The organism is Kitasatospora sp. NPDC001660 (genome assembly GCF_053596725.1).
This window is the reverse complement of record NZ_JBSFGU010000035.1, coordinates 1-17,244: the sequence shown is the minus strand read 5'-3', so window position 1 is coordinate 17,244 and position 17,244 is coordinate 1. Positions and strand designations below refer to the sequence as shown.

Here is a 17,244-nt window from a genome sequence, read left to right as displayed (position 1 = left end):
CCGACCCACCGGATTTTGACAATCGTTTTGTCAACTGGATCATGCGATCAACTACCCTGCCGACATGCGCATCACTTCGCCGGTCACCATCGGGCGTCAGGCCGAAATCTCCCTGCTGGAGACGGCCTTGACGCGGCTTCGGGAGAGCACCGGCCGCACGGTGTTCCTGGTCGGCGAGCCCGGCATCGGCAAGTCCCGGCTGGTCGACCACTGCGCCCGCCGGGCCGCCGAACTCGGCCTGCCGGTGCTGCGCGGGCGGGGCAGCATGACCGGCGGCGGGACGCCCTTCCGGCCGCTGCTCGAAGCGCTGTCCTCGCACTTCCGCACCAACGGCCCGCCCACCGACCCGGAACTGCTCCCCTACCGCTCCGCGCTCGCCCGGGTCGTCCCGGAGTGGCGGCACACCGCGGCCCCCGGACGTACCGAGAGCGTCGTCGAACTCGCCGAGGCACTGCTGCGCCTGCTCGCCGTCATCGGCCGCGACGCCGGCTGCGTCCTCGCCCTGGAGGACCTGCACTGGGCGGACTCCGAGAGCGTCGCGGTGGCGGAGTACCTGGCCGACAACCTCGGTCAGTTGCCCGTGCTGCTCCTCGCCACCGTCCGGACGGACCCGTGCAACGCGCTCACCCTCGCGCGGAGCGCCGAGCGGCGCCGGATCGCCACGGTGGCCGCACTGCCGCCGCTGAGCGCGCCGGAGATCAGGGCGCTGGTCGCCGGCTGCCTGGACGCACCCGCCGACGACGTCCCGGACGCCGTCGTCGACCGCCTGTTCGCGCGCAGCGACGGCAACCCCTACCTGACCGAGGAACTGCTCGCCGACCTCGTCGACTCGAAGCTGCTGAGCACCGCCGGGCACGGCTGGCGGGTGACCGGCGACCTCGACACCACCGTGCCGACCACCGTCGTGCAGAGCTTCGGCCACCGTCTGCTCCAGATCGACCCGCCGCTGCGCGACTTCCTGCTGCTCGCGGCCACCATCGGCCCCCGCTGTTGCGTCGGCGTCCTGCGGGCCGTCACCGGGCTGGACGAGCCCGCCCTGTTCGCCCGCCTCCGGGAGGCGACCGAGGCCCACTTCCTCGTGCCCGACGACTCCTCGCCCCAGAACTACGCGTTCCGCCACTCCATCACCGTCGACGCCGTGCTCGCCGGCATCCCCCCGGCCCAGCGCGCCGCGCTCGCCCGCCGGGCCGCCGACGCGCTGCGCCAGGACGGTCCGCTGACCCCCGACCGCTGCCAGCTGGTCGCCGACCTGCTCGTCACCGCGGGCGACCGGCCGGGCGCGGCACTGCTCCTCGCCGAGGCCGGACGGCTGACGCTGGCCGACGGCGCCTCCGCGTCCGCCGTGCTGCTGCTGGAGCGGGCCGAGTCGCTGGCCGGCCCGGCGCACCGGGCGGAGATCACCGAGTCGCTCGCCTACGCGCTCGCCGAGGACAGCCGGCTGGACCGCGCGTTCGCGCTCGCCTGGACGCTGCCCACGATCGGCTCGACGACCCTCGGCGCCGACCGCATGGTCGCCCTGCACACGCGCCTCGCCTGGGCCGCCGTCGTCGCCGAACGGAGCGCGGAGACCGTCGCCCAGGTGGCCGCCGCCCGGGCCCGGCTGCACGACGGCGGCCGGCCGGAGCAGGCCGCCGCCCTGGCGGTCGTCGAGGCGCACCTGGCGCTGCTGCCCGGCGAGGAGGAGCGCCTGCCCGACGCCGAGCGGACGGCCGAGGAGGCGGCCGACATGGCCGAGCGGGCCGGGCTGCCGGTCCTGGCCTGCCAGGCCTGGCAGGTGCTGGCGATGCTCGCCCGCACGCGCGGCTTCGACGTCGCCGACGGGTGCCTGGAGCGCATGCTCGCCATCGCCGAGACGCACGGCCTGCCGAGCTGGCGGTTCGAGGCGCTGATCCGCCTCGGCGGCAACGCCTTCATGCGCACCGGCGAGGCGCGAAGACTGGAGCAGGCGAAGGCGGCGGCCCAGGACCTCGGCTCGATCGTGCTGAGCCAGCGCACCGAGGGGTTCCTCGCCATGCACGCCGTGCTCGCCGGCGACCCGGCGACGGCCGAGGAGATCATCGGCCGGTGGCTGGACGCCGCCGGGCGGATGCGCAACCACGCCACCCACCGCTACCTGCTGCTGACCTCCGCGACCCTCGCCGCCCACCACGGCCGGCGGCGGACGATGGAGCAGGTCCTGCGCGCGTTCCGGCGGGCCGGGGGCGAGGGATCGCTGCTGACGCCGGTGATGCTCGGCCTGTGCCGGGCCATGTGCGCGCTGCTGGAGGAGGACCGCGCGACGGCGGACGCCGAGTTCGCGGCCGCGGCGGCCTGGGAGGCCGAGCACCCGAACGTCTACTTCCTCGCCGGGCGGTACGGGCTGCGTCCGCTGCTGGCCGTACTGGCCGGCACCGCGGGCTGGGCCGAACACACCGCGGTCGCCGCCTCGCCGGGCGCCGAACTCGCCTGGAACAGACAGTTCCTGGACCTCGCCGAGGCGGTGCTGCTCGGCCGGGAGGGACGGGCCGCCGAGGCGGCGGAGGCGGTGGAGCGGGTGCGTCGCGATGCCGGGCGCTTCCCCACCGGGCACCACCTCGGGCTGCGCCTGGTCGCGGAGGCCGCGATCGCCGACGGCTGGGGCGACCCGGTGGCCTGGCTGCGGGCCGCCGAGGAGTACTTCCACGCCCTCGACGTCCCGCCGGTGGCGGGCGCCTGCCGGGCCCTGCTCCGCCAGGCCGGCGCCAACGTCGCCCAGCGCCGCAGGGGGCGCGAGCTGATCCCGGCCGGGCTGCGGGCCCGGGGCGTCACCCCGCGCGAGTACGAGGTGCTGGCGCTGCTCGTCGACCGGCCGGGCAACCAGGACCTCGCCCGACTGCTGTCGATCTCGCCGCGCACGGTCGAGAAGCACCTGGCCAGCCTGCTCCAGAAGACCGGCCACGCCGACCGGGCCGCGCTCTGCCGGCTCGCCGCGGACCTCAACGCGCAGGGGTGAGAACGGGATTCCGTCGGGGCCGCACCATTCAGGCGTGAGGCGGCCAGGGCCGCGCCGCGTACGGAACGCTCATGGAACTTCCTCCTCGTCGCGGCCGAGGGCGGGGAACTACCGCCCCCGGTCGGGTTTCACGCCGGCTGCTTTCCGGCGCTCCCAGAGCCAACACCGTCCGCGGCCTGCGCACATGAGGGATCGGGCCCCACTATTCCGCCCGACCCACCCACGAACCCACCGCACGTCTCCCACATCCCCCACATTCTCCACGTGCCCGACACGGCCCGCGGCCCGCGGCCCGTCACACGGCCGTCGTACCACCACGCCGAGCCGTCCGTGGCCAGCGCGAACCACAGCTCCTTCAGCGGAGCCCCGCGCAGTGGCGCCCCTGCCAGGCGAACCGGAACTCCCGCATCGCCTCCGCCATGTTCATGCGTCCGCTCGGCCGATCACCGAGAGTGTCCTCAACTCCTGCCCCGTCAAGACCAGTTCGGCCGCAGCGGCCGAGTCTCGGATCGTCCCCGGCCGGCTCGCACCCGGGATCGGGAGCATCACCGGCGACCTGGCCAGCAGCCACGCCAGCGCCACGCGCTGCGGGCTCACCCCACGTGCGGCCGCGACCCCGGCGAACGCGCCGCCCCCGACCGCGTCCGCCCGGCCGATGCCGCCGAGCGGGCTCCAGGGCAGGAAGGCGAGGCCGAGTCCGGTGCACAGGTCCAGCACCGGCTGGTGGTCCAGAACCATCGGCGAGTAGCGGTTCTGGACGGACACCAGGGCGTCCCCGAGGATCCCGCGCGCCTGCCGCACCTGCTCCACCGAGACGTTGGAGATGCCCGCCGCCCGGATCTTGCCCTCGTCGTACAGCTCGCGGATGGCGCCCAGCGAGTCCTCGTAGGGGATGCGCGGGTCCGGGTAGTGCTGCTGGTAGAGCCCGATCGCCTCGACGCCGAGGCGGCGCAGCGAGCCCTCGCAGGCCCGCTTGAGGTGGGCCGGGTCGCCGTCGATCGTCCACGAGCCGTCGCCGGGGCGGCCGCGTCCGCCCTTGGTGGCGATCAGCACGTCGTCGGCACCGGAGCCGTAGGCGGCGAGGGCGCGGGCGATCAGGCGCTCGTTGTGGCCGTACTCGTCGGCGTGCCAGTGGTAGGAGTCGGCGGTGTCGATCAGGGTGATGCCGGCGTCGAGCGCGGCGTGGACGGTCGCGATCGCGCGGTCCTCGTCGGGGCGGCCCTCGACGGAGAGCGGCATGGCTCCGAGGCCGATCGCGCTGACGTCCAGGGTGCCGATGCGGCGGGTGGTGGTCATGGGTGGCTCCGGTTCAAGACGTGGCGGCGACGAGGCCGGGCAGCCAGTCGCGGGTGTGGGAGAAGGTGTAACCGAGCCGCTCGGCACGGGAGTTGTCCATGCCGTAGTAGCGGTCGAAGGAGAACGGCGAGGCCTCCTCGCCGGGCGCGGGTGCGGCCGTCCGGTACGGACGCCCGGCCGCGATCAGGTCGCAGAGGTCGGTCGCGGTCAACTCGCCGTGCGAGCAGGCGTTGACGGCTCCGGTGAAGTCCGCCGCGGCCGCCCAGTGCAGGACGTCGGCCATCTCGCCCTCGTGGGTGTAGGACGACGGCCGGTCCGCCGGGTGGACGGCCACCGGCCGCCCGGTGCCGATCCGTTCGCGGTAGTGCGCGAGGCGCCCGGTGAAGTCGGCGGCGCCCAGCACGTGCCCGGCCCGGACGGCGACGAACGGGAACGCGCCGCTGCGGGCGAACACCGCCTCCGCCCGGCGCTTGCCCTCGCCGTACGAGGCCTCCGAGAACTCCCCTTCCCTCCAGGGAAGTTCCGGATGCACCGGTTCCCGCTGCGGATCGACGGCCCCCTCGTCGAGCGGAACACCGGCCGGCCGGTCCTCCCCCGTGTCGTACACCTCGATCGTCGACGTCATCACATACCGCCCGACCCGGCCGGCGAACGCCCGCACCGCCCCCTCCGCGTGCAGCGACGTGTAGCAGACCTGGTCGACCACGACGTCGAAGCTCCGGCCCGCGAGCACCGCACCCAGCGCCGCCGCATCCCCCCGGTCGGCGACGAGATGGGCGACGCCGGGCGGAGCGGCCGCCGAGCCCCGGTTCAGCACACTGACGCGAACTCCGGAGTCCCGCAGCCGGGTGACCAGCCGCCGCCCGAAGTAGCGGTTCCCCCCGATGACCAGCACGTTTTCCATGCCCCCAAGTGTTACGGTGCGGCGTCACCGGATGAAGGGGAGATCATGGGAGTTCAGCCGCCGCGACCGAAAGACCGACGGCAGATCGGCACCGCCACCGACGATTCCTCGGTGCCGCCGGTTTCGCGCCCCGGCCCGCGCTCCGAGAGCGGCCTCGACGCCGTCGACCTGCGCCTCCTGGAGCTCCTCCAGGCCGAGGGCCGCATCACGCTCAGCGAACTCGGCCGCCGCGTCAACCTCAGCCCCGCCGCCGTCGGCGAGCGCGTCCGCCGCCTCGAAGCCGACGGCACCGTCACCGGCTACGCCGCCCAGGTCGCCCCCGACCGCCTCGGCTACGGCATCCAGGCCTTCGTCCGCGTCTCCCCGCACGCGCGCATGACCGTCAAGTACCTGCGCAGCCAGGAACTCGTCCACCGCCCCGAGGTCCTGGAGGTCCACCACGTCATCGGCGAGGACTGCTGGGTCTTCAAGATCGCCGCCCGCGACACGACCCACCTGGAGGAGCTGATCGAACTCATCTCCGCCCTCGGCCGCACCACGACCTCCGTCATCCTCTCCTCCCCCGTCACCCAGCGCGTCCTCCTGCCCCCGCAGCGGCCGCGCACAACGCCCTGACCACCCCGGACACGGGCACCGGGGCCGCTGCGCGGCGAGCACGGAGGCTCCTCCGTCCACTCTTGCGCACGGGTTCGGCGGCCATCGGTTCAAAGTGATATGTCACACCCTATTGAAGGACCGTCATGTACATGAGACCGTGCTTCACGCGCCCTCCCCCCGCCTCGGGGCGCACCCCCACACCCCACGCAAGGAGTGACGATGCGTCAGCCATTTCGGCTGCCCAAATTCCTGGCAGTGATCGCCGCGACGAGCACCGCCGTCGTCGGCCTCTCCGCCGCACCGGGTTTCGCCGCCCCCACGGAGAAGCCCTCCCAGCCCGCACACCACGTCGAGCAGGCCGCGGGCACCGTCCGACCCCTGCCGCCGACCGGCAGTTCCGCCGTCGACGCCACCAGCCCGGCCGCCGCGCAGGACCACCGGCTCACGGCCGCCCAGCTCCCGCCGCACCGGCCGCTGAGCAGCCCCACGGCCACGCCGCGCCCCGGGGCCGCGACCCTGGCCGCCGCCGCGTCGTGCACGCCGGGCGACTTCGGCAGCCGGACCGGGGCCGCGCTGGTCTCCTTCGTCGAGGCCTCGGCCCCCGACTGCGTCAACACGCTGTTCGGCGTCAGCGGGGCGGATGCCGGCGGGGTGTTCCGCGAGAGCCAGATGGTCACGATCGCCAACGCCTTCCACAGCGTCGCGACCGGCTACCCCGGGGACAACTCGACGGGGGTCCTGCCCCTCGTCCTCTTCCTGCGCGCCGGGTACTACGTGCAGTACAACCACCCGGCCGACGTCGGCGCCTACGACTCCGCGCTCACCAACGCGGTGGCGGGCGGCCTCGACGCGTTCTTCGCGAGCCCGCACCTCCAGGACGTCAACGACGGGAACGGCAAGATCGCGGGCGAGGTCGTCGTCCTCAGCGACAGCGCCAACCTCCAGGCCCGCTACCTCGGCACCTACAAGCGGCTCCTGAACGGGTACAACAGCTCGTACAACGCCTCCTGGTACATGGTGAACTTCGTCAACGACGTCTTCACCCCGGTCTTCCGCGGCCACCAGAACCAGGACTACGTCGACGCGGTCACCGCCGATCCGAGCATCATCGACACGCTCGACGCCTTCGCGCTCAACCACCGGGACCTGCTGGGCACCGCCAACGCCTTCCTCGACGCCAACGCCGGGCTCGAAACCGCCCGCTTCATCGAGCATCCGGCCCTCCAGGCCAAGGTGCGGCCGCTCGCCAAGGGCCTCCTCGACGCGTCGTCCATCACCGGCCCCACCGCCCCGCTCTGGGTGGGCGTCGCCAACCTGGCCGCCACCTACGACCAGTCCCAGTGCTCGTACTACGGCGTGTGCAACCTGCCCCAGCAGCTGACCGCGGCCGCCCTCCCGGTCAGCGACACCTGCGACGCCACGCACACCATCCGCGCACAGGACCTCACCGCGGCCGACCTCGCCGCCGTCTGCGCCAGCCTGCAGAAGCAGGACCCGTTCGTCCACGACCTGGTCAAGGACAGCGGCCCGATAGCCGGCCAGTACGAGTCCACCCTCCAGCTGGTGAACTTCGCCAGCCCGGCGGACTACCAGACCTACGCCGGACCGATCTACGGCATCGACACCAACAACGGCGGCATGACCCTGACCGGCGACCCGGCCAACCCCGCCAACCAGCCGCTCTCGATCACCTACCGGCACCCGACCGACAACGGCTTCACCGCCCGGGTCTGGAACCTCAACCACGAGTACACGCACGCCCTCGACGCCCGCTACGACATGAAGGGCAACTTCTCCCAGCAGATCGCCGTCCCCGACGTCTGGTGGATCGAGGGCGTCGCCGAGTACGTCTCCTACACCTACCGCGGCGTCACCGACACCCAGGCGGTCACCGAGGCCGCCAAGCACACCTACGCGCTCAGCACCCTGTTCCAGAACACCTACGACAACAGCGACACCGTCCGCACCTACCCGTGGGGCTACCTCGCCGTCCGCTACATGGTCGAGAAGCACCCGGCCGACATCCAGGCCATGCTCGCCCACTTCCGGACCGGCGACTACGCCGGCGGGTACGCGGTCTACAACTCCGTCGGCACCGGCTACGACGCCGACTTCACCTCCTGGCTCGACGCCTGCGCCGCCGGAGCCTGCACGGCCGGCAGCACCGGCACCCCGACCGCCGCCTTCGACGCGGCCGTCTCCGGCCTGACCGTCCAGCTCACCGACCGCTCCACGGAGTCGGGCGGCGGCAGCATCGCCTCCTGGGCCTGGGACTTCGGCGACGGCACCACCGCCACCACCGCCAGCCCGACGAAGACCTACACCGCGCCCGGCGCCTACACCGTCACCCTGACCGTCACCGACGGCAACGGACGGACCGCGACCACCAGCAAGACCGTCACCGTGGCCGCGCCCTGCACCGGAGCCGACCCGCGGCAGCTCGACCGCAACTGCTACCGCGCGAACCAGTCGGCGACCGCCGGCAACCTCGACTACTTCTACCTCTGGCTGCCCGCCGGGCAGACCACCCTGACCGTCTCCAGCACCGGCGGCACCGGCACCGCCTACCTCTACTACAACCCCGACTCCTGGGCCACACCCACCGCTCACACCAGCGGCTCGACCAACAACGGCACCGAGCAGACCATCACCGTCACCAACACCACCGCTGGCTACCGCTACATCAGCCTCTACGCCCAGACCGACTTCAGCGACGTCACGGTCTCGGCCCGGTACTGACACACACCCCTGAACGGCGGCCCGGAGCAACCGCCCCGGGCCGCCCTACAGCCGGGTGGCCACCGGGATGGTGGACGCCTTCTCACGCCGCCTCCCCGTGTCACCTCAGACTCGGTTCGCGGGTGCGGTCGGGGGTGCGGGGGCGGCGGCGGAGGCTGCGGTGGTGGGTGAGGACGACGGCGAGACCGGCGAGGGCGGAGAGGACGTGCCCGACGGCGGACACGTCGCCGTCGCGCAGGCCGTCGAGGAGGTCGGGGGCGGAGGCCGCGAGGAGGGCCAGCCAGACGGCGCGCCACCACAGCGGGCGGGCACAGCCGACCGCGATGACCATGGCCGCGACCACGACGAACGACGGGCCGGTGTCCACCTCGTACGCGGCGTCGGGCAGGAGGCTGCCGTGCTGGATGTGCCACCAGACCATCCCCTCCGTCACGGCCGTCGCGCCCACGTGCGCCAGCGCGAGCACCAGCACACCGCGCAGCCGGCCGAGGACCGCCACCACGGTGAGCCCGGCCAGCGCGAGCAGCGGCCACGCCCACCCGTCGCCCTGGGGGACGAAGGCGGAGACCGCCAGCGCCTCGACCGGGTGCCCGACCGGCCAGGGGCGCAGGTTGGCGAGGTTGGTCGAGGCCCACGCACGGAGCTGCTCGGCATCGTCGACGGGCAGCGCGTGCGTCACCGCCACCCCCGCGGCCAGCAGGACCGCGTACCACGCGGCGGGATTGCGGACGAGTCGGTGAGCGCGGGGCAAGGGGGTCTCCAGAGGTCGCCGGGGGGGTGCGGCCAGCGTAGGGGGTCCGTGCCCGGCCCCCGCGGTCGGACTCGCGCGGCCGGAATCCCCGTCCATGAGCATGGGGAGGAAGTCAACGGCGCCCGGTCGGAGCACCCGACAGTCGTCTCCGGGAGGGTCGGGTGTGCCCGGGACGCGCCGACTTCCGCACGGTCACTGGGCCGGGATCGAGCGCACCGGGTGCTTGCTCAGGATCGAGACGCGGTTGAACGCGTTGATGGTGATGGCCACCCAGATCACGGCGGAGATCTGCTCCTCCGTCAGGACGTCGCGGGCCGCTCCGTAGGCGGCCTCCTGTGCCGCCGCGTCCGACGGGGTGGTGGTCGCCTCCGCGAGGGCGAGGGCGGCGCGTTCCTGCGGGGTGAACAGTTCGGTGTCGCGCCACGCCGGGAGCGTGCCCAGGCGCTGGGTGGTGTCGCCCGCCTGCAGCGCGGCCCGGGTGTGCACGTTGAGGCAGTAGGCGCAGCCGTTGACCTGGGACACCCGGAGGTTGACCAGTTCGACGAGCTTGCGGTCGAGCCCGGCGTCGGCCGCGGCCGCGTGGACGGATTCGGCGGTCGCGAGCAGTGCGCGGTAGGCCTTGGGGGTCTGCTTGTCGATGAACACCCGTCGCCGCGCCGGGGCCACGGTCACCTGGCCGGTCACTTCGCTACTCACAGTAACTCCTCTGGCAATTCGCTGTCGGAAGGCAGGTCGCCATGGCATAATAGTTGAAAGTAAAACCATCCGGGGAAGCAGGGAGCACGACGTGAGCACCGTCGCACCACAGGTACAGGTCCTGCCCGCACGGGACGTCCCGCTCGGCGGGCCGCGGGCGATGACAGTGCGGCGCACGCTGCCGCAGCGCTCAAGGACCCTGATCGGCGCCTGGTGCTTCGTCGACCACTACGGCCCCGACGACGTCGCCGAGACCGGCGGGATGGACGTCGCCCCGCACCCCCACACCGGACTGCAGACGGTCAGCTGGCTGTTCACCGGAGAGATCGAGCACCGCGACAGCCTCGGTGTCCACGCCTTCGTCCGCCCGGGCGAGCTGAACCTGATGACGGGCGGACACGGCATCAGCCACTCCGAGGTCTCCACCCCGGCGACCACCGTCCTGCACGGCGTCCAGCTGTGGGTGGCCCTGCCCGAGGAACACCGGCACACCGCGCGCGACTTCCACCACCACGTGCCGCGGCCCGTCCACCTGGACGGCGGCGAGGCGCGGGTCTTCCTCGGCACCCTGGCCGGCGACACCTCGCCCGTGCCCACGTTCACCCCGCTGCTCGGCGCCGAGGTGACACTGGGCCCGAACGCCACCGTCACCCTCGACGTGGACCCCGCCTTCGAACACGGCCTGCTCGTCGACCGCGGCGAGGTCCGGATGGCGGGCACCCCGCTCCACCCGGCCGAACTCGGCTACCTCGCCCCCGGCAGCACCACCCTCACCCTCACCAACACCACCGACACCGAGGCGCGGACGGTCCTGCTCGGCGGCCCGCCCTTCGAGGAGCGGATCGTCATGTGGTGGAACTTCATCGGCCGGTCGATGGACGACATCGCCCGAGCCCGTTCGGATTGGATGACCGGCGACCGATTCGGCGAGGTGCGCGGCTACCACGGTGACCGCCTGCCCGCCCCCGAGCTCCCCACCACCCCGCTGAAGCCGCGCGGACGAGTACGCTGACCTGCACAGGTGGCAGCAGGCCAAGCGCTTCTTCCACCCGCAGGTCGGGCGCATCGACCTGTACTGCCAGACGCTCCAGGACCCGGACGAGTCCCAGTCGCTGCTGGTCTTCACCACGACGCCCGGCACGGACAGCCAGGAGAAGCTGGCGCTGTTGAACGTCCTCGGCACCGACGGTTTCCCGGTCGCCTGAGCGAGGCCGCCGGTACGCGGGGGCCGCTCAGCGGCTTGCTCGGCGGCTCACTTGCCGTCAGGGTGGTCGAAGCGCCGGCGGGACGCCTTGACGTGGTCGAGGTGGTGACGCGTCCAGTGGCAGATGCCGTGCACGATTTTCTGCAGTTCGCGGCCGGCCGGAGTGAGGGCGTAGTCGACGCGAGGTGGCACGGTGGCGTACGGGGTGCGCTCGACGATGCCGTCACGTTCGAGGTTACGCAGTGTCTGAGTGAGCATCTTGTGGCTGATCCCGTCGACCTGGACCTTGAGTTCGCCGAACCCGCAGCGTCTGCTGCCCGAGGGCGTCGAGCGGCTGGCCCGGGACGTCGGACCGGCGCCCCGACCAATCCGTCCGCACCTCGCAGAGCACCTCGCCGCTGGTCAAGGTAGCGCTGTGGCGTGGAGGCAGGTATGGCGACCCGGTCCGGGGCCGGCGATGAGCGGTCGGGCGACCCCGCCGATGATCTCCACCCGCAGTCTCCCCGTTGCGTCGGCGTACACCGGGTGGCCGTCCGCAGTGACCTCGCCGTTGGGCTGGACCAGGACGACCTCTGGTGGGCCGTGGCTTCCGAACGGGCCCGGGAGAGTGATCGCGTAGCACGGCAGTACGTCCATGCTCTGCCTCAGTCCGTGTCCATGCGGGTGGGCTCCGTGAGGGCGGCCTGAACGTTGTAACGGATCGTGAAGACCTCGTCAGCTCCGGTGATCTCCAGTAGTCGCCGCAGCTGGGGTGGTGGGGCGACCAGGATCAGCCGAACGCTGTTCGCAGTGGCGTCGAGACGCGCCGCCAGCAGGGCATTGAGGCCGGTGGAGTCGCAGAAGGAAACGCCGGCCAGATCGATGATGAGTCGCGGCTCGCCGTTTTTGATCGCGCGACGGAGGGCGTCCTCCAGGTCTGTGCGCTGGTCATGATCGACTTCGCCGTCCAGGCGCAGGATCTGAGCGATCTCGGGGACGTTCGTCGCGCCGATCCGCAGTCGCGGTTCGGCAGTCGGCTTGTCCTCGGAGGGCTCGTGCCGGGTAGACATGGGGCTCGCCTCCGGCAGGGGAAGGTGTTCCGTATTAGATCCTGCCTCGCTTGCCCCGAACTGGTCCACTGGCAGGCGCCAATGGCGGGGGCCCCACCGCTTGGCCGGCCCCGTCGCCGTCCTGCGGCTTGTCTGAAACGAATCCCGTCCTGTTCCGCCTGCGCACGAGCGGTTGACTGCGGATCGCGCCATATGAAATGGCCAGTGTCGGCGACGGGTGAAGCGTTCGACCAGCGGAGGCGCCGGTCAGGGCGTCTGGGTGTCGGCCGCGGGCGGCTCGGCTTCCTCGCCGTCGTCATCGACGTCATCAGCCTTGGCCCGGACGTCCTTCGGCGTCGGCGCCGTAATGCTTCGCTCCTCCGCAGACCGCTCCCGTACGGTGTCGTCGTCCCGCGACGCGTCGTTCTTGTCCCGGGCGCTCGTGTCGTCCGTGCTCATCGCATCGTCCTTCCCGTCATGTCAGGTGGCGGATTCGGCCACCAGGCGTGCCCCGATGACGGCGCCCGGTTGCCTCGTGCCGGGTTGCTGTGGTGTGGGTCGGTCAGTGGCCGAGGGCGCTGGCGAGTTCCTTCTTGCTCATCTTCGAGCGGCCATGAATGTTGCGCTGCTTAGCCTCGTTGTACAGCTGCTCCTTCGTCGGCCCCTGGGAGCCGGAGTGCGAGTGCTGTCCACCGCGCCGGGAAGAAGACATGTCGTGCGTGGAGGAGCGGCTGGCGGTCTTCGACTCGCCATGCCGGGCTCGTTCCTTGTTCACGGTCCGGGCCGCGATCTCCTTGGCCCGCTCCTGGCTCTCCCCGCGTTCCAGCGCACTGTCCTTGATGTGCTCGTACTGGCGTTCACGCTTCTTGCTCGAACCCGCAGGCATGTTTCCTCCTCTATGGTGTGCCGCATCGTCTACCCCGAACCTAGGACGCGACTCGTTCGCAGGCCTCCTGGATGCGGCAGACGGGCCCTGCCGGACTACTCCGACCCAGCCGGGCCGGCGCCCGGGACGGTCAGCGGGCAAGGCGCCTGCGGGAGGCGGTGAACGCGAGACGACTCAGGCCGCCCACCACGATGCCGATGAACAGCAGGTACAGCACTCCGTGGACGACGAGTCGCACCGATCCCAGGGCGATGACGATCACCGTCAGCGCCAGGAGCACACTCACAGCACGGCACGGCCTCCTGCCCAGGCTCGGACGGCCGGCCTCGCTGCGACCGACTACGGCTACCAGCGGTACCAGCGGCTGCGTCCGCCCTCCGCCGCGCCACGGAAGACGAAGCCGAGCAGCCACAACGCAAACACCGGAAGAAACCGTCCGCGTCCGTGTAGGACGCCGTCCACGCTCCCGCCGCGTACCACTCAGGCACGTCCATGACGTTCTCCCCCGTCCACACTGCGCGGCGCTACCAGTAGTGCCGTCGGCCGAAGATCGCGTGACCCATTCCTCGTGCCCGATCGCCTGTGGCATCTGCGGCTCTACCCAGGACGCCCGTCACTCACCTGCCGCGTTCGCATGCCGGGACGACCCGGCGAAGAATGGCCGTGAACCGGCAATTCGACTACGGCAGGCTGCGCACAGCCGCTGTGCCGCCCGCCGGACGGGATGATCCTTGTGACAACTTCGCCCTTCGGGTCCGGCGACCCGTTCTCCGATCTCTTCAACCGCTTCTTCGGCATGAGTCCGGCAGCATCGCCGCCAGCCGTGCAGCGCGTGCCCATCGGGCGACTGCTCAGTGATTCCTCGCACGAGCTGCTGGCGGCGGCCGGCGGCCGGGCGGCCCAGGACGGGTCCGATCTCGACACCGTGCACCTGCTGTGGGCCGCCACGCAGGTACCGGCCGCCCGGCAGGTGCTGGAGCAGGCGGGCGCTGATCCGGACCAGCTGGCTGCGGACCTGCAGGAGAGCCTTCCGTCCGGGGCGGGCACCGGGGAGCCCGGTCTCACTCCCGCGGCGAAGCGTGCCCTGCTCGCCGCCCACGCGCGCTCCCGGACGACGGGTTCCTCGTACATCGGTCCGGAGCACATCCTCGCCGCGCTGCTGGAGGATCCCCGTTCCGGTCTCGCGCAGACGCTGGGGTCCGAGGGGGTTTCCCCGGGTGCGCTGAGGGGCGGCGGAGCCGGCCGGGAGGGGGCGTCGGGCAGGAACAGCGACACCCCGACCCTGGACGAGTACGGCCGGGACCTCACCGAGGAGGCCCGCGGCGGGCGTCTCGACCCGGTGATCGGCCGGGCGGAGGAGATCGAGCAGACCGTGGAGGTCCTTTCCCGGCGTACCAAGAACAACCCCGTGCTCATCGGCGATCCCGGCGTTGGCAAGACCGCCATCGTCGAAGGACTGGCGCAGCGGATCGTCGCCGAAGAGGTCCCGAAGGCCCTGCGCAACCGCCGCGTCGTGAGCCTCGACATGGCCGGTCTGGTCGCCGGATCGAAGTACCGGGGAGAGTTCGAGGAGCGGCTGAAGAAGGTGATCGACGAGGTCACGGAGGCCAAGAGCGGCATCATCGTGTTCATCGACGAACTGCACACGGTCGTCGGCGCCGGCGGAGGCGGCGAGGGTGCCATGGACGCCGGCAACATTCTCAAGCCCGCGCTCGCCCGGGGCGACCTCAGCGTGGTCGGCGCCACCACCATCGACGAGTACCGCCGGTACATCGAGAAGGACGCCGCGCTCGAACGGCGCTTCCAGCCGGTCATGGTGCGCGAACCCACCGTCGAGGAGACGGTCGAGATCCTGCGCGGGCTTCGCGACTCCTACGAAGCCCACCACCAGGTCCGTTACACGGACGAGGCCTTGGACGCCGCGGCCGCCCTGTCCGACCGCTACATCACCGACCGGTTCCTGCCCGACAAGGCGATCGACCTCATGGACCAGGCCGGAGCACGCGTGGGACTGCGCGGCCTCGGTGCCCCGACCGGGACCGCGAGCCTCGAGGACCGCCTCACCAAGCTGCGCAGGGAGAAGGACGAGGCCGTCAGCACCGAGGACTACGAACGCGCCGCACAGCTCAAGGAGCAGATCCGGCAGGTGGAGCAGGAGCTCGCCGGGGTCGGCGGGGAGCGGGAAGAGGCCGGGAGTGTGACTGCCGAGGACATCGCCGATGTGCTCTCCGCGCGCACCGGCATTCCCGTCTCCCAGCTCACCGAGACCGAGCGCGAGCGGCTCACGAAGCTCGAAGAGGCCCTGCACGAGCGGGTGGTCGGCCAGGACGAGGCGGTCACCGCCGTGTCCCAGGCCGTGCGCCGCGGCCGGGCGGGCATGGGAGACCCCGACCGGCCCACCGGCAGCTTCCTCTTCCTCGGACCCACGGGAGTCGGCAAGACGGAACTGGCCAAGGCACTTGCGGAACTGCTCTTCGGAGACTCCGACCGGATGGTCCGCTTCGACATGAGCGAGTTCCAGGAGAAGCACACCGTCTCCCGGCTCGTCGGCTCCCCTCCCGGATACGTCGGCTACGAGGAGGCCGGGCAACTCACCGAGGCGGTGCGCCGCAAGCCGTACAGCGTCGTGCTGTTCGACGAGGTCGAAAAGGCCCACCCGGACGTCTTCAACCTGCTGCTCCAGGTGCTGGACGACGGACGGCTCACCGACGCCCAGGGACGGACGATCGACTTCCGGCAGACCGTGGTCATCATGACCAGCAACATCGCCTCCAAGCGCATCCTGGACCACCAGGGGGCGGTCGAGGACATCAGGGATGACCTGATGGCCGAACTGCAGGCGCACTTCCGGCCCGAGTTCCTCAACCGCATCGACGAGATCATCGTCTTCCACGCCCTGACCCGGGCGGATCTGGTGCGCATCGTCGACCTGTTGCTGGAACGCAGCCGGCGCAGGCTCCACGCCCAGCAGATCAACCTCGAGGTCACCGAGACCGCCAAGGAGTGGCTGGCCAACCGTGGCTACCAGCCCGAGTTCGGAGCCCGGCCGCTGCGCCGCACCATCCAGACGGAGCTCGACAACCGCCTTTCGAACATGCTGCTCAGCGGCTCGGTCAATCCGAACGACACCGTCATCGCCGATGTCAAGGACGGCGAGCTGGCACTGGCCCTCGGTCCGGCGGTCGCCTCGGGCGGCGCGGACCAGCCGGAGCCGGGCACAGCAAGTTCGGCGGAGTAGCCCATCTGAACTGGTCCCGGCTCTATCGGCTCACGACGCACACTTGTGACGTGGCCACGCGCTTTGTGGACTCTGGCTCATCAGGTGCGGAAGGCCGCTGCTCACGGTTGTGAGGTGTCGCCATGCTCCCCCGCTGGTCGTATCGCCGACCGCACCACGCCGGATGGCGCGGGCGGACCGTGCTCAGGTGCCTGGCAGCAGCCGGTCTCGCTGTCGATGCCTACATACACGCCCACCTCGCCGACCAGTACGACGCGGTCAGCGAGTCGGTCAGCCAGGGCGATCTCTTCAGGATCGAAGCCGGTCTCGCGGCACTGGCCGCGCTGCTGTTGCTCGTCTGGCCTCGGCGGTCGGCAGTCGCCCTCGCGTTCGCCGTGGCAGCCGGCGGCCTCGCCGCACTGCTCCTCTACCGCTACGTCGACGTCGGCACGCTCGGACCACTGCCGAACATGTACGAACCCGTCTGGTTCAGCGACAAACAGGCCGCGGCCATCGCCGAGGGCGTCGCCGCACTCGCTGCCGGCCTCCTCCTCCGAAGACACAGACCGACGATCTGACCGCGAAAGCAACCAACAACAGAGCCACCCCAAGCGACGAGGCCGGAGCCGCGGTGGCGGCGCACTCAGCGGACCGGAACGATTGAGCTGAAGAGCGTGTTCGCACCGGAAGGTGCAGGGACGCGTGTACTGACCACGGAGGTTGGTGACAGGGCTCACGGCCGGGTGATCTTGAAATGAGTGAGGGCCTTCTGGCTCGGTGTGGATTGCGACATCTCCACCTACAGCCAGAAAGGCCCTCATGCCACACCGTAACGCACCGCTGACCGAGACCGGACGTCCGCGCCTGGCCCGCTGCGTGGTCGAGGACGGCTGGCCGCTGCGTAGGGCCGCCGAGCGCTTCCAGGTCTCGCCCACCACGGCCAAGCGCTGGGCGG

Annotated in this window: 17 protein-coding genes and 1 pseudogene; 8 read left to right on the top strand and 10 right to left on the bottom strand. The window is 71.5% G+C overall.

Translation table 11 applies throughout. The annotated features are described in order from the left end of the window. The first annotated feature begins 64 nt into the window (after positions 1–64). Positions 65–2,971, top strand: coding sequence for an ATP-binding protein (locus ACWCXH_RS29080; RefSeq protein ID WP_449804448.1), 2,907 nt, complete (start codon positions 65–67; stop codon positions 2,969–2,971). A gap of 423 nt (positions 2,972–3,394) precedes the next feature. Here the strand turns inward: ACWCXH_RS29080 and ACWCXH_RS29075 are convergent, their stop codons facing one another. Together ACWCXH_RS29075 and ACWCXH_RS29070 are read right to left on the bottom strand one after the other, a co-directional pair. Then, entirely contained in the window at positions 3,395–4,267 is an 873-nt protein-coding gene (locus ACWCXH_RS29075; protein ID WP_449804447.1) for an aldo/keto reductase, read from the bottom strand. Positions 4,268–4,280: 13 nt separating this feature from the next. Continuing rightward, positions 4,281–5,171, bottom strand: coding sequence for an NAD-dependent epimerase/dehydratase family protein (locus ACWCXH_RS29070; protein WP_449804446.1), 891 nt, complete (start codon positions 5,169–5,171; stop codon positions 4,281–4,283). A gap of 45 nt (positions 5,172–5,216) precedes the next feature. Here ACWCXH_RS29070 and ACWCXH_RS29065 point away from each other — a divergent pair, with 45 nt between their 5' ends. Further along, on the top strand, positions 5,217–5,786 hold the full coding sequence (locus ACWCXH_RS29065) for an Lrp/AsnC family transcriptional regulator (RefSeq protein WP_449804445.1): 570 nt from the start codon (positions 5,217–5,219) through the stop codon (positions 5,784–5,786). 201 nt (positions 5,787–5,987) lie between these two features. Next, positions 5,988–8,507: a collagenase gene (locus ACWCXH_RS29060; protein ID WP_449804444.1), complete on the top strand. Its 2,520-nt coding sequence runs from the start codon at positions 5,988–5,990 to the stop codon at positions 8,505–8,507. A 100-nt stretch (positions 8,508–8,607) separates the two neighbouring features. Here the strand turns inward: ACWCXH_RS29060 and ACWCXH_RS29055 are convergent, their stop codons facing one another. After that, positions 8,608–9,258: a rhomboid-like protein gene (locus tag ACWCXH_RS29055; RefSeq protein ID WP_449804443.1), complete on the bottom strand. Its 651-nt coding sequence runs from the start codon at positions 9,256–9,258 to the stop codon at positions 8,608–8,610. Positions 9,259–9,450: 192 nt separating this feature from the next. After that, on the bottom strand, positions 9,451–9,942 hold the full coding sequence (locus tag ACWCXH_RS29050) for a carboxymuconolactone decarboxylase family protein (RefSeq protein WP_449804503.1): 492 nt from the start codon (positions 9,940–9,942) through the stop codon (positions 9,451–9,453). A gap of 172 nt (positions 9,943–10,114) precedes the next feature. Between ACWCXH_RS29050 and ACWCXH_RS29045 the strand changes: the two genes are divergently transcribed. Continuing rightward, positions 10,115–10,966, top strand: a complete 852-nt coding sequence (locus ACWCXH_RS29045) for a pirin family protein (RefSeq protein ID WP_449804502.1) — start codon at positions 10,115–10,117, stop codon at positions 10,964–10,966. 1 nt (position 10,967) lies between these two features. Then, a complete protein-coding gene (locus ACWCXH_RS29040) occupies positions 10,968–11,159 on the top strand; it encodes an MmyB family transcriptional regulator (RefSeq protein ID WP_449804501.1) in 192 nt (63 codons plus the stop codon). Positions 11,160–11,206: 47 nt separating this feature from the next. Here the strand turns inward: ACWCXH_RS29040 and ACWCXH_RS29035 are convergent, their stop codons facing one another. The 6 genes from ACWCXH_RS29035 to ACWCXH_RS29010 form a co-directional block, all read right to left on the bottom strand. Then, on the bottom strand, positions 11,207–11,416 hold the full coding sequence (locus ACWCXH_RS29035; RefSeq protein ID WP_449804442.1) for a winged helix-turn-helix transcriptional regulator: 210 nt from the start codon (positions 11,414–11,416) through the stop codon (positions 11,207–11,209). Between the two features lie 144 nt (positions 11,417–11,560). Continuing rightward, on the bottom strand, positions 11,561–11,794 hold the full coding sequence (locus ACWCXH_RS29030) for a DUF6296 family protein (RefSeq protein WP_449804441.1): 234 nt from the start codon (positions 11,792–11,794) through the stop codon (positions 11,561–11,563). Between the two features lie 8 nt (positions 11,795–11,802). Beyond that, positions 11,803–12,207 (bottom strand): STAS domain-containing protein, encoded by a 405-nt coding sequence (locus ACWCXH_RS29025; RefSeq protein WP_449804440.1) that lies wholly within the window; start codon positions 12,205–12,207, stop codon positions 11,803–11,805. A 246-nt stretch (positions 12,208–12,453) separates the two neighbouring features. Then, positions 12,454–12,645: a hypothetical protein gene (locus ACWCXH_RS29020; RefSeq protein ID WP_449804439.1), complete on the bottom strand. Its 192-nt coding sequence runs from the start codon at positions 12,643–12,645 to the stop codon at positions 12,454–12,456. A gap of 103 nt (positions 12,646–12,748) precedes the next feature. Next, a complete protein-coding gene (locus tag ACWCXH_RS29015; RefSeq protein ID WP_449804438.1) occupies positions 12,749–13,072 on the bottom strand; it encodes a plasmid stabilization protein in 324 nt (107 codons plus the stop codon). A 130-nt stretch (positions 13,073–13,202) separates the two neighbouring features. Then, positions 13,203–13,358, bottom strand: a complete 156-nt coding sequence (locus tag ACWCXH_RS29010) for a hypothetical protein (protein WP_449804437.1) — start codon at positions 13,356–13,358, stop codon at positions 13,203–13,205. 438 nt (positions 13,359–13,796) lie between these two features. Here ACWCXH_RS29010 and ACWCXH_RS29005 point away from each other — a divergent pair, with 438 nt between their 5' ends. The 3 genes and pseudogenes from ACWCXH_RS29005 to ACWCXH_RS28995 form a co-directional block, all read left to right on the top strand. After that, positions 13,797–16,310, top strand: a complete 2,514-nt coding sequence (locus tag ACWCXH_RS29005; RefSeq protein ID WP_449804436.1) for an ATP-dependent Clp protease ATP-binding subunit — start codon at positions 13,797–13,799, stop codon at positions 16,308–16,310. A 179-nt stretch (positions 16,311–16,489) separates the two neighbouring features. Then, a complete protein-coding gene (locus ACWCXH_RS29000) occupies positions 16,490–16,867 on the top strand; it encodes a hypothetical protein (RefSeq protein WP_449804435.1) in 378 nt (125 codons plus the stop codon). A gap of 241 nt (positions 16,868–17,108) precedes the next feature. After that, positions 17,109–17,244 (top strand): annotated as a pseudogene (locus ACWCXH_RS28995) (IS481 family transposase); the annotation flags it as partial.